Source organism: Sulfurimonas sp. NW15, from assembly GCF_051132285.1.
GTDB lineage: Bacteria > Campylobacterota > Campylobacteria > Campylobacterales > Sulfurimonadaceae > Sulfurimonas > Sulfurimonas hydrogeniphila.
The window spans coordinates 1,739,547-1,752,314 of the sequence record NZ_CP093237.1 but is presented as its reverse complement, the minus strand read 5'-3'; the positions used below and the strand labels follow the sequence as shown (position 1 = coordinate 1,752,314).

Here is a 12,768-nt window from a genome sequence, read left to right as displayed (position 1 = left end):
TGCCGATATAACAATAGCAATAAAACAAACTTATTATATAAAGGATGAATTATGATTTCAAAAGTAAATAATTCAGTGTTGGGGAGTGCCTATGTGAACAATACACTTTCAAACACACAAAAAAAAGAGAATACTTCAGTAACTGCTGTGGAAAACAAGAGCAGCAAAGTCGAACAACTCAAAGAGTCTATAGACTCAGGACAATACAAAGTAGATTTGTCTGCATTATCTAAAAAAATGGCAGATGAGTTACTTTAGAAATAAACTAACAGGAGAATGGCATGTTGAGTCATCATTTGCAGAGCGCTTTACAGGATTTAAAAGATTTAATTTCAATAACAAAATCAGATATCAAAGATATCCAAAAAGCGCAACATGACCATCAGTTTGAAAGACTCTCCATAAAAGAAGAAAAACTAAAAAGCTTTGAAGCAAAAAAAGCAATGATAGATTACGAAATTTCTGCGTTAATTACATCCCATCCGGATGTTGAACTTCCCCAATTATTAGATGAAACACAGCATCAACTATTGGATGAATTAAAACAAAGCTTGTCAGAACTCAGAACAGTGAATAAACAGTATGCAAAGTTAGTAGTTGTCGTGAGTAATTTATACAATACCTTCCTGGAAAGATTAGTACCGACAGAAATGCAGGGGTACAACAAGGTTGCATCCAAAGACTCTACAATATTGGAAGTAAGGGTTTAAAATGGCTTCAATTTTTAATACACTCAGCATCGGATACAGCGGATTAAGCGCAGCACAAGTCGGAATAAATACAACAGGAAACAATATAGCAAATGCGGAAAATGAAGGATATACCCGTCAAAGAGTGATCACTTCAGCTGCAAATCCTTTGATTACGAGTGCAGGAAATGTTGGAAATGGCGTTGAAATCCAGGATATCAAAAGAGTATTTGACAATTTTGTGTTTGACAGATACAGCAGTGTTTCTGCAGATAAAGAATACAGTGATTTTGAAAGACAAACACTTGAAGAACTCTCAACATATTTTCCTGAAATAGATGGTGTCGGAATTAAAGCGGACCTGGCCGAATACTATAATATGTGGCAGACTTTTGCTGATAATCCAAATAATGATTCCATAAAAGTTGCATTGGCAAAACAGACCGAAACACTGACACAGCATATAACCCAAACACAAAACCAGGTTTTAAATTTACAAATGCAGGTAAATGACCAGCTTGATGTTAATATTACTGAGGTAAACAGTCTGGCTCAGCAGTTGGCAGATCTTAACAAGTCCATTGATGTTGCTGAAGCGGGTGGAGGATACACTGCAAATGATTTACGGGATAAAAGAAATGTTATAGAAAGAAGTTTATCCAGATTGATAGGCGCTGAAGTAAATCAAGGACAGTTGGAATCAAATATTCAGATAGATTCCAATTCAAATACAAGAACCGGAAGTTATACACTTAGTGTTAACGGTTTTAATCTTGTTGACGGCAGTACATATCATCCGCTCACTATTGAAAAAGGGAATAATCCGTATGGATTTTATGAACTCTCCTATGAACGACAGGACGGTACACTTATTCCTATGGAAGAAGAGATAACCAATGGAAAGATAGGAGCAATTTTCAATCTGAGAGGTCGGGCTGTTGATACAACAAGTGGTATGCCGACAGATGGTGTATTGCAAAATGTTGTTTCAGATCTTGATGCTTTTGCCAAGGGCCTCATAGAATCAACAAACAACCTGTATGCAAAAAGTGCCAGATCCCGAATGGAGTCAAATAACATTAATATTAATCCGGCAACTCCTTTGGTGACTTCCCCTTTAAATATCAATCCCGGTTCTTTTGATGTGGTAGTGTATGATATAGATGGCAATGAGGTGGCAAAAAGGACGATAAACATTGATGCTGCAACCTCTATGTCAGGTATCAGTGGTTCCAACTCAATTGAGGGGCAAATCATCGCAAATAAAGATGACAACAGTGATGCAAATGCCAATAATGATGTTGATGATTATATGATCTTTAATTATGCACCAAATGCGAATGGTGATATAAAACTTGAACTCAGCATGAATACAGCTGCCAATTCGCAAGGCTATACATTTGCCGTTGTTGACAACTTACCTGATAATACATTTGCATCAGGAACAAATTTTGCAGGTGCTATAGGGCTTGGTTCCTTTTTTGAGGGGACTAATGCAAGAGATATTCGTCTCAATACACAATACAGGAATAATCCGACACAATTACATGCTGGCTATTCATCCAATGCAGGTGATAACAGAGTCGCTCTTGATATGGTTCAGCAACAGTTTGAATCCTATAAATTTCAGGTAGGAAATGAGCAGTATGATACGACAACATACGGGATGTTTGATATTACCAGTACCTATGTAGGCATCTCAACAAATTCAGCCATAACAAGGAATGAAACTGTTTCTACGCAATTTAATGCGACAGAGATGGAATATAATTCTATTACAAAAGTAAGTATTGATGAAGAGATGACAAATCTCATCAAGTATCAGACTTCTTACGGTGCTGCCGCAAAAGTGATTACTACTGTTGATCAAATGATGCAGACACTTTTAGGCATTAAACAATAGCTTTATGCCTAAATTCAGTATATTTATACTCATCTTTATTTTCCTGTTTTCGTTTTTCGGATCACAACTATACCATGCCAGCCCCTATGCTTTAGATGCAAAAGCAATTTTGTTGGCGCCTTCCTTGATGCACCCTTTAGGCACGGACAGGCTGGGAAGGGATATATTGGCTCGCCTTATTGCCGGAGGAGAAGTTTCTCTTGTTATTGGGGCAGGGAGTGCTTTTGTCGCTTCTTTTATTGGACTGATTCTGGGTTCGATGGCCGGATATTTCAAAGGAAGCGTGGACAGGATCTTTGTCATTACAGTCGATCTTTTTTTGACATTTCCGACATTTTTTTTACTGCTTGCATTGGTCAGTTATGTCAATGCCTCTGCTTTGGTTCTGATTGTTATTATATCAATTACAGGGTGGATGACAACCGCCAGGCTGATACGCTCTGAGAGTTTTAAAATTACTTCCCAGCCTTATATTAAAATACTCAAGATCGCAAAGGTAAATACATTAAAAATTCTTTTAAAATATTATGCCCCTGTTTTGGCTCCGATCTATTTTGTAAGTTTTACTTTCGGCGTGGGCGGTGCTATTTTGGCAGAGTCAGGATTGAGTTTTTTAGGATTGGGAATTGTCGCACCTCAGATGAGCTGGGGGACAATTTTAAGTGGAGGAAAAGATGTTATTGACATTGCCTGGTGGGTGAGTTTTTTCCCAGGTTTAATGATTTTTTTAGTCACTTTTTCACTTATTAATATTTCAAACTATTTACAGCAGATTACAAATCAGCAAGAGATTCAAAGCTAAAGGGAAAACGTATGAAAGAGCATAAAATAGGCTATTATTTTATCGTTATGGCAAGTGTGGTGATTGTCCTGGCAGGCATAAAAAGTGCATCAGTCATTATTATTCCGTTTTTACTCTCTTTGTTTATTGCAATTATCCTCTCTCCTTTGTATAATTATTTTAAGTCAAAGTCGATACCGGATATTGTGTCTGTTACTTTGGTAATAACAGTCTTTATTCTGTTTTTGGCGCTGATTGCAAAACTTGTGGGTAATTCAGTGCATGATTTTAGTGCCAATATTGATACATATGCACAAAAACTTGCGCAATATTATCAGCTTATTTCACACTATACCGCTTCTTTCGGTATAGAAATTTCAACTGAGGATATAGCAAACCTGATAAATATGAAACAGGCAATGAAATTCGCAACAAGTATTATTCAAAGTATGGGTGCTATGTTTACAAATGGTTTTATCATTATTTTAACAGTGATATTTATGCTGCTTGAATCACAATATTTTGTAAAAAAAGTGGAACTGGCTGACGGACATCAAGAGACAATGGCTCATATAGAAAGAATTTTTTCTAAAATAAAAAACTATATGGTACTCAAAGCACTCATCTCATTGTTTACCGGTGCCATCATATGGATGAGTCTCTATTTTTTAGGTACAGATTATGCCTTTTTATGGGGAGTATTGGCTTTTATGTTAAACTTTATCCCAAATATAGGTTCAATAATTGCAGCCATTCCTGCAGTTTTAATTACTTTAGTGCAGCTGGGAGGCATGAGCGCTTTGGCAGTCATGGTGTTGTACACTGTGATAAATATAGTCATAGGCTCTATTCTTGAACCTAAAATTATGGGAAAAGGTTTAGGACTGTCCACCCTGATAGTTTTTCTTTCACTCATGTTCTGGGGATGGCTTTTGGGCATAGTAGGCATGCTTTTGTCAATTCCTTTAACAATAATGGCAAAGATTATTTTTGATGCCAATCAAAATACACAATGGATAGGCGTCCTGCTTGGAACAGGTGACAATATTGCATTGAATGAAGAAACTAATAAGTAAAATACAAGAGCAATATAGCTATACTACAAAAAAATATATAGATTACTCAGTAGGAAAAATTTTGATATTAATGATAGATAATTATGACAGTTTTACATACAATATTGTTCAGTATTGCAGGGAACTTGGAGCGGATTTAAAAATTATACGCAATGATGAGATGAGTGTGCAAGAGATAGAAAATCTTCATCCGGAAAAAATTATAATTTCTCCCGGACCGGCTTCTCCTGATGAGGCAGGTGTAACCTTGGAAGTGATAAATTATTTTCAGGACAAATTGCCGATTCTTGGTATATGCTTAGGGCACCAGAGTATTGCACAGGCTTTTGGTGCAGATATCGTGCGTGCCAAAAATATGATGCACGGTAAAACATCAAAGATTAAACACTCTACATGTAAACTCTTTGACACTCTGCCGGATGAATTTACGGCAACACGTTATCATTCTCTGATAGTCGATAAAAAGAGTATACCGGAGAGTATCGAACCGACAGCCTTCAGTATGGATGATGATGAAATAATGGCACTAAAAATAAAAGATAAAGATATTTACGGCGTGCAGTTTCATCCTGAATCTATAATGAGCGAATACGGACATGAAATTATTGGAAATTTTCTAAAATTATGAAATATCGAATCATCTTATTCCTGATACTTGGATTGGATGCATCTATTCTTATTTTTCAAACTACGCAAATTTCCATCTCTCCCTCTGAAGCATCACTTTTGTACGGAGATGCTTCCTTCTTACAGCAATTAGTGAAACTCTCATTAAAAATATTTGGACAAAATGATTTTGCATTACGGTTTGTGATGATACTTTTACATCTTTTAAGTGCATGGCTTTTATATGCGATTTCTGCAAAATACTTGGCATTAGAGAGAAACAGGTTATGGTTAGTAACAGTATTTGTACTTTTACCTGGGGTTGTCAGTGCTGCTCTTGTCATCAGTCATGCCGGTTTGATTATCTTTGGACTGTTTCTGTACATATATTTGAGTCAAAAACTGAATGATTATTACTTGAATATTCTGTTGTTTTTGTATGCACTTTTAGATGCGGGTTTTGTTTATTTGTTTGTAGGACTTGCAATATTTTATTTATTTCAAAAAAATAAAATATTGTTTTTATACAATCTTTTTCTCGCAGGTTTGTCTGTTTATATCTATGGTTTAAATATATCCGGTGTGCCGAGTGGTCATTTTTTAGACACAATCGGAGTTTACAGTGCTATTTTTACCCCTGTTATATTTATATATATTTTTTATACGCTGTATCGTGGTTACCTTAATGACGAGAATGACCAAATATGGTATATAGCATCAACTGCTTTATTGTTTTCTTTACTCCTGTCATTTAGACAACGTGTCGAACTTGAGTTATTTGCACCTTATCTGATTTTAGCGCTGCCTTTGGCGGCGAAAACTTTTGCACATTCATACAGGGTGAGACTGACAAACTTCAGGAAAAGATACAGAGCAATATTTGTGTTGGCCTTTGTATTTTTAATTTTTAATACCCTAATTGTAATGTTTAACAAAGAACTGTATTTACTTTTAGACAATCCAAAAAAACATTTTGCATATAAAATGCATATTGCCAAAAAACTTGCAACCGAGTTAAAAGCAATGAATATATTGTGTGTGAAAACCAACCAGGATATGCAGAAAAGATTAAAATTTTATTTTATTGATAAATGTGATGAAAATGTTTTACAAGAACTAAAACCTCATTCAAATATTAAGAGTGATGTTACTATACGTTACAAAAATAAAATACTGTATAAGGCTAATGTTACTAAAATAAACAATAAATAAATCTATTTAATGGTTAATATAAACCAAAGATATTTGTTGGATACTTTATGCTAGAATAGTCCACAAATATCAAAATAGGGAGTTTCTATGGCTCAAAAAGCGATACGAGAATATGACGCGAAGTCAATTTTAGCAAAACATTGGAATAAATACTTTCCAGATTTCACTTATGCATACGAGACGGTTCTGGTAACATCAGGTGCGGAACTGCTTGAAGCTGCAAAAGAAAAACCATGGTTAAAAGAAAAACCATTAGTTGTAAAACCGGATATGCTGTTTGGTAAACGTGGTAAAAATAACTTAGTGCTTTTTAAAGATCAAAAACCGGGTGATGTTACTTTAGAAAAAGCTGCAGCATGGATTGACGAAAAAGCGAAAGAAGATGTGGCAGTCTATTTTTCATTTGAGGGAGATACTCCGACAGGTGAGCCAAAAGTAGACAGATTGACTCACTTTATTGTTGAGCCGTTTACTCCGCATGATCAGTCTGAAGAGTATTATATTTCAGCAACTGTGGTAGGAGATGAAGATGTTCTCTACATGTCAGCTGAAGGCGGTATGGAAGTTGAAGAGGGATGGGATGAAAAAGTTACCGAAGTTGCATTCCCGATTACTGCTACAGAAGAAGAGATCGCCGAGAAAATAAAAGCAAATATTCCTGCAGACGTAAAAGAAGAAGATAAAGAAAATTTTGCAAAATTTGCAATCGGTTTCTTTAAAGCGTATCGTGAACTAAATTTTGCATACCTTGAAATTAATCCATTTGTTATGCAGGGAACAAAAATTGAGCTTTTAGACATGGTTGCAAAACTGGATGATACTGCCGGATTTATGATGGTAGAAGAGTGGGGTGATGTTGAGTATCCAACTGCATTTGGTATGGAAGCAAAATCTCCGGAAGTTGAAGCAATCGAGGAAGCAGATGCAAAAACAGGTGCTTCACTCAAGCTTACATTACTGAAGCCTGAAGCTAGAATATGGACTATGGTTGCCGGTGGTGGTGCTTCAGTTGTATACGCTGATACTATTGCTGATTTTGCAGGTATTGAAGATTTAGCGAACTATGGTGAATACTCAGGTGGTCCAACTACGGGTGAAACAAAATTTTATGCTGAAACACTTCTTGATTTAATGACAAGAGAAAAAGATCCTCAAGGGCGTGATAAAATCTTAATCATTGGTGGAGCGATTGCAAACTTTACAGATGTTGCAAAAACATTTACAGGTATTATTCAGGCTTTTGAAAATTACGCCGATAAAATGAAAGATGTAGGTATAAAAATTTATGTCAGACGTGGTGGTCCAAACTATGAAAAAGGTTTAAAAGACATCAAAGAAGCTGCTGACAGATTAGGTTTAAACATTGAAGTATATGGTCCGGAAACACATGTAACAGACATCGTGCGTATGGCATTAGAAGAGAAGTAAGGAGAAAAGATGGGAAAATTATTTACTAGAGATACACAAGCAATTTTTTGGAATAACAACAAAACTGCTATCCAGAGAATGCTTGACTATGATTACACAATCAAAAGAGAAACACCATCTGTTGCGGCAATTGTTGCACCTACGAGTTCAAACAAATTTGAAAAGTTTTTTTGGGGTGCGGATGAGATTATGGTCCCTATTTACAAAAGTACAGCAGAAGCAAAAGCTGCTCAGCCGCAAGCTGATGTACTTTTAAACTTTGCATCATTCAGAACGGCTTATGATGTAACAATGGAAGCCTTAAACCTTGGCGGCTTTAAAACAATCATGATCACAGCTGAGGGAATTCCGGAAAGACTTGCCCGTGGCATGAATGCCTATGCAAGAGAACTCAATGTAACTGTTATAGGACCTGCAACTGTTGGTGCTATTGTTCCGGGTGCATTTAAAATTGCCAATATCGGTGGTACTATTGAAAATATTATCAACTCAAAATTGCACCGTGCAGGTTCATGTGGACTTGTGACACGCTCTGGTGGACTTTTTAACGAACTTTCAAACATCATTGCAATTAATGCTGACGGTATTGCAGAAGGTGTTGCTATCGGTGGTGACAGATTCGTAGGATCAGTTTTTATTGACAATTTATTGCGTATGCAAGAAAACCCGGATGTAAAATATATGATTTTACTGGGTGAAGTCGGTGGTACAGAAGAGTATAAAGTAATCGAAGCAGTAAAATCCGGAAAAATTACTAAGCCAATTATTGCATGGTGTATCGGTACTATTGCTAAGTATTATGATTCCGGTGTTCAATTCGGGCATGCTGGTGCTTCTGCAAATGCTGAGCGTGAAACTGCTGAAGCTAAAAACAAAGCGATGGCTGAAGCTGGTATACATGTACCGGCTACATTTAACGATTTACCGGCAACTATCATGGAAGTTTATGATGATTTGAAAACAAAAGGCATTATTGGGGAAATTGAAGAACCTGAAATCAATGTTATTCCTAAAATGCGTCGTTCTAAAAACTTTATCTGTACTATTTCTGATGACAGAGGGGAAGAGGCTACATATGCAGGCTTTCCTATTTCATCTGTTGCGACTCCGGATACAGGTAAAGGCATCGGTGATGTTATTTCACTTTTATGGTTTAAAAAACAGTATCCAAAATGGGCGACAGATTTTATAGAAACAGTTATAAAAACAGTAGCAGACCACGGTCCTGCGGTTTCTGGTGCGCATAATGCAAAAGTAACAGCACGTGCAGGTAAATCAGTTGTTGAATCACTTGTAACCGGTTTATTGACAATTGGTCCGAGATTTGGTGGTGCAATTGACGGTGCGGCAAAATATTTTAAATATGCTGATGATAACAATCTTTCTCCAAAAGAGTTTTTAGCATATATGAAAAGTGAAGGCGTACCAATTCCAGGTATCGGTCACCGTATTAAATCTCTTAAAAATCCGGATCTTCGTGTTACGGGTCTTATGAATTACGCAGCAGAACATTTTCCAAGTACTCCACTGCTGGATTATGCAAAAACTGTTGAAGCGTTAACAACATCAAAAAAAGAGAACCTTATCTTAAATGTTGATGGTACTATAGGTATCTTAATGGTTGATATGTGGAGAGCACTGGGATACTCTGAAGAAGAAATCAATGAATTTATCGAATCAGGTACTCTCAATTCATTCTTTATAGTTGGTCGTTCAATAGGTTTTATCGGGCATGTTCTTGATGAAAAACGTCTTGCTATGCCAATGTACAGACATCCGATGGATGATATTCTTTACGATGTAAAAAAAGCAGAAAAAATTTAATTATTCTGCATGAGACAAAGAGGTTACTCTTTGTCTTATCTTCATTCCTTTCCCCCCCCTTTTTTTTATTCTATTTTGATATACTACACTCATGAAAAAAGCTTTTACTCTTTTAGAAATTGTTTTTGTGGTGGTTGTAATTGGTATATTGGCAGCAGTTATAATTCCGCACACCAAGACCAATCCTTTACAGGAAGCAGCTATACAATTGGTTTCCCATATAAGGTATACACAACATTTGGCAATTATTGATGACAAGTTTGATGCGAATGATCCATACTGGTTTAGGCAAAAGTGGCAATTGGCATTTTCCACGGCTGCCGGAACAAACTCTTACATGATATTTTCGGATTCTCCTGCCAAAATTGGTGGAGCGTATGATGGTAATCCAAGCGCGAACAATACATATACTGATGTGGAAGTAGCACAAAATCCGCTAAAAAAAGGTAAGTATTTGATTGGTGTTGCAAATAATAATTTTGACAATTCTGAAACAAAACATCTTTCAAAAGAGTTGGACATAGGCAAGAAATATGGTATTGCTGCTATTACAGTGACAGGAGGAAGCACAGGCTCAGGAGCAAGAAGAATCTTGTTTGATCATATAGGCAGACCATACAGAGGGAATACAAGTTCAACTTCTATGGTTGCTTTAAATTCTGCTGTTGATAGAATTGCGACATCAGCAATTTATATAAAGCTTTGTTTGGATCTTTGTATTAATCCAAAAACGAGTGCGAATAACAGGAATGAGATTGTAATTAAGATAGAACCGGAAACCGGGTATGCACACATATTATAGCTATAGACGTGAAAAAAATATTAAGAAACAGTAACTTCAAAAACTTTTTAAAAAACCCACCAAACATTAAGCAGTCTCTAAGCAATACTCCCCTATAATTCCCATCCACAAACAGAGAGACCTGATTTAAAAGGCCTAGAGAGACTTCAAGTAGAAGCTTTTAAAAATGTTTGAGATCATTGAAAACTAAGCAAGTAAGAGACTTTTTAACTTTAGAGTTAAAGAGATAAATTACTTAGAAATAACTAATAAACAACAACCGTCTATTCTATTTTGAAATCCATACAGGTTTACCTGTATGGTTCCCTTAATAGTAATAGATAACTATACAGTCTAGTAATAGAACCTTAAGCAGTTTTATTAAGACTTAAAATAACAAAGCCAATGATTTAATAATCTTGGGCAAAAGATCAGTAATAAGTTTACTTATCTTTCTGTAATAACAATTATGGAGAGTTTGATCCTGGCTCAGAATGAACGCTGGCGGCGTGCTTAACACATGCAAGTCGAACGGTAACAGATGGTAGCTTGCTACTATGCTGACGAGTGGCGCACGGGTGAGTAATATATAGATAATGTGCCCCTTGGACCGGGATAGCCATTGGAAACGATGATTAATACCGGATACTCCTTCTTATCACAAGATAAGTCGGGAAATGGATTCCGCCAAGGGATCGGTCTATATCCCATCAGCTAGTTGGTAGTGTAAGAGACTACCAAGGCTATGACGGGTAGCGGGTTTGAGAGGATGATCCGCCACACTGGTACTGAGACACGGACCAGACTCCTACGGGAGGCAGCAGTGAGGAATATTGCACAATGGGGGAAACCCTGATGCAGCAACGCCGCGTGGAGGATGACGCATTTCGGTGTGTAAACTCCTTTTATATGTCAAGAAAATGACGGTAGCATATGAATAAGCACCGGCTAACTCCGTGCCAGCAGCCGCGGTAATACGGAGGGTGCAAGCGTTATTCGGAATCACTGGGCGTAAAGGACGCGTAGGCGGGTTGGCAAGTCAGATGTGAAATCCTACAGCTTAACTGTAGAACTGCATTTGAAACTGCCGACCTAGAGTATGGGAGGGGGAGATGGAATTAGTGGTGTAGGGGTAAAATCCGTAGATATCACTAGGAATACCGAAAGCGAAGGCGATCTCCTGGAACATAACTGACGCTAAGGCGTGAAAGCGTGGGGAGCAAACAGGATTAGATACCCTGGTAGTCCACGCCCTAAACGATGTTCACTAGTCGTCGCTCTGCTAGTCAGGGCGGTGATGCACTTAACAGATTAAGTGAACCGCCTGGGGAGTACGGTCGCAAGATTAAAACTCAAAGGAATAGACGGGGACCCGCACAAGTGGTGGAGCATGTGGTTTAATTCGAAGATACGCGAAGAACCTTACCTAGCCTTGACATTGAGAGAACCTGCCAGAGATGGCGGGGTGCCCTTTTGGGAGCTTGAAAACAGGTGCTGCACGGCTGTCGTCAGCTCGTGTCGTGAGATGTTGGGTTAAGTCCCGCAACGAGCGCAACCCTCGTCCTTAGTTGCTAGCAGGTTAAGCTGAGCACTCTAAGGAGACTGCCTTCGTAAGGAGGAGGAAGGTGAGGACGACGTCAAGTCATCATGGCCCTTATGGCTAGGGCTACACACGTGCTACAATGGGGCGTACAGAGTGTTGCGATACCGCGAGGTGGAGCTAATCACTTAAAGCGTCTCTCAGTTCGGATTGGAGTCTGCAACTCGACTCCATGAAGCTGGAATCACTAGTAATCGTAGATCAGCAATGCTACGGTGAATACGTTCCCGGGTCTTGTACTCACCGCCCGTCACACCATGGGAGTTGATTTCACCCGAAATCGGGAAGCCAACCTTCGGGGGGCTACCGCTTACGGTGGAATTAGCGACTGGGGTGAAGTCGTAACAAGGTAACCGTAGGAGAACCTGCGGTTGGATCACCTCCTTTCTAGAGTAAAGAGCACTCATTCGATTGAGTGGCTCAACACAAGAAAATCTCACACGAGAAATAGTTTATTGGTTGTTTCAAAAGTTACTTACTTGCTTAGTTTTCAGTGATCTGTGTTCATTTGAATTACGATTATAAAATGGGGAATTAGCTCAGCTGGGAGAGCGCCTGCCTTGCACGCAGGAGGTCAGCGGTTCGATCCCGCTATTCTCCACCATTTTTGAGAATTTGCACTTGAAAAATCTACTTACGTACAAAAGTACGCTACGCAGATTTTTCAAGCACAACTTCTTCAAAAATCAAACAAGTTTTAAATTAAATATAAGTTCTTAAAGTCATAAGAATTTATATTTGGTTTAAAAACCAAACGATCATTAAATTACAATTGTTAAAGTCAACAACTTTAATTATAGAGATATAATTAAAAACTAAATAACTACAATAACAGATCATTCATCTTGTTTAATGTATTCATACATTA

General features: G+C 37.7%; 10 protein-coding genes, 1 tRNA gene and 1 rRNA gene. All 12 read left to right on the top strand.

Annotated elements, in window-relative coordinates:
• Positions 1-51: 51 nt before the first annotated feature.
• The 12 genes from MLC52_RS08985 to MLC52_RS08930 all read left to right on the top strand — a co-directional run bounded on the left by MLC52_RS08985 (position 52) and on the right by MLC52_RS08930 (position 12,504).
• Positions 52-258 (top strand): flagellar biosynthesis anti-sigma factor FlgM, encoded by a 207-nt coding sequence (locus MLC52_RS08985; protein WP_151899863.1) that lies wholly within the window; start codon positions 52-54, stop codon positions 256-258.
• 23 nt (positions 259-281) lie between these two features.
• Complete coding sequence (locus tag MLC52_RS08980; protein WP_346389917.1) at positions 282-710, top strand: hypothetical protein; 429 nt, start codon at positions 282-284, stop codon at positions 708-710.
• A gap of 1 nt (position 711) precedes the next feature.
• Positions 712-2,592 carry a flagellar hook-associated protein FlgK gene (gene flgK, locus MLC52_RS08975; RefSeq protein ID WP_434580104.1) on the top strand — a complete coding sequence of 627 codons (1,881 nt, stop codon included), beginning with the start codon at positions 712-714 and terminating at the stop codon, positions 2,590-2,592.
• 4 nt (positions 2,593-2,596) lie between these two features.
• The gene (locus MLC52_RS08970) at positions 2,597-3,394 is read left to right on the top strand and encodes an ABC transporter permease (protein WP_418640547.1); all 798 of its coding nucleotides are present in this window, start codon (positions 2,597-2,599) and stop codon (positions 3,392-3,394) included.
• Positions 3,395-3,405: 11 nt separating this feature from the next.
• Entirely contained in the window at positions 3,406-4,449 is a 1,044-nt protein-coding gene (locus MLC52_RS08965) for an AI-2E family transporter (RefSeq protein WP_418640546.1), read from the top strand.
• 61 nt (positions 4,450-4,510) lie between these two features.
• On the top strand, positions 4,511-5,077 hold the full coding sequence (locus MLC52_RS08960; protein WP_151901488.1) for an anthranilate synthase component II: 567 nt from the start codon (positions 4,511-4,513) through the stop codon (positions 5,075-5,077).
• Positions 5,074-6,267, top strand: coding sequence for a hypothetical protein (locus tag MLC52_RS08955; RefSeq protein ID WP_434580101.1), 1,194 nt, complete (start codon positions 5,074-5,076; stop codon positions 6,265-6,267). Before MLC52_RS08960 ends, MLC52_RS08955 begins: the two co-directional genes overlap by 4 nt.
• An 87-nt stretch (positions 6,268-6,354) precedes the next feature.
• Positions 6,355-7,695: an ATP citrate lyase citrate-binding domain-containing protein gene (locus tag MLC52_RS08950; protein WP_151899869.1), complete on the top strand. Its 1,341-nt coding sequence runs from the start codon at positions 6,355-6,357 to the stop codon at positions 7,693-7,695.
• A 9-nt stretch (positions 7,696-7,704) separates the two neighbouring features.
• Entirely contained in the window at positions 7,705-9,519 is a 1,815-nt protein-coding gene (locus tag MLC52_RS08945; RefSeq protein WP_346389922.1) for a citrate/2-methylcitrate synthase, read from the top strand.
• Between the two features lie 91 nt (positions 9,520-9,610).
• Positions 9,611-10,321, top strand: a complete 711-nt coding sequence (locus tag MLC52_RS08940) for a prepilin-type N-terminal cleavage/methylation domain-containing protein (protein ID WP_434580098.1) — start codon at positions 9,611-9,613, stop codon at positions 10,319-10,321.
• Between the two features lie 445 nt (positions 10,322-10,766).
• Positions 10,767-12,287: ribosomal RNA gene (locus MLC52_RS08935) — 16S ribosomal RNA — on the top strand.
• Between the two features lie 141 nt (positions 12,288-12,428).
• Positions 12,429-12,504: transfer RNA gene (locus MLC52_RS08930), tRNA-Ala, on the top strand.
• Positions 12,505-12,768: the final 264 nt, after the last annotated feature.

Bases quoted from the DNA above. Each gene is read 5' to 3' on its own strand.
- MLC52_RS08985 (WP_151899863.1), top strand. From the start codon at position 52: ATGATTTCAAAAGTAAATAATTCAGTGTTGGGGAGTGCCTATGTGAAC.
- MLC52_RS08980 (WP_346389917.1), top strand. From the start codon at position 282: ATGTTGAGTCATCATTTGCAGAGCGCTTTACAGGATTTAAAAGATTTA.
- flgK (WP_434580104.1), top strand. From the start codon at position 712: ATGGCTTCAATTTTTAATACACTCAGCATCGGATACAGCGGATTAAGC.
- MLC52_RS08970 (WP_418640547.1), top strand. From the start codon at position 2,597: ATGCCTAAATTCAGTATATTTATACTCATCTTTATTTTCCTGTTTTCG.
- MLC52_RS08965 (WP_418640546.1), top strand. From the start codon at position 3,406: ATGAAAGAGCATAAAATAGGCTATTATTTTATCGTTATGGCAAGTGTG.
- MLC52_RS08955 (WP_434580101.1), top strand. From the start codon at position 5,074: ATGAAATATCGAATCATCTTATTCCTGATACTTGGATTGGATGCATCT.
- MLC52_RS08950 (WP_151899869.1), top strand. From the start codon at position 6,355: ATGGCTCAAAAAGCGATACGAGAATATGACGCGAAGTCAATTTTAGCA.
- MLC52_RS08945 (WP_346389922.1), top strand. From the start codon at position 7,705: ATGGGAAAATTATTTACTAGAGATACACAAGCAATTTTTTGGAATAAC.
- MLC52_RS08940 (WP_434580098.1), top strand. From the start codon at position 9,611: ATGAAAAAAGCTTTTACTCTTTTAGAAATTGTTTTTGTGGTGGTTGTA.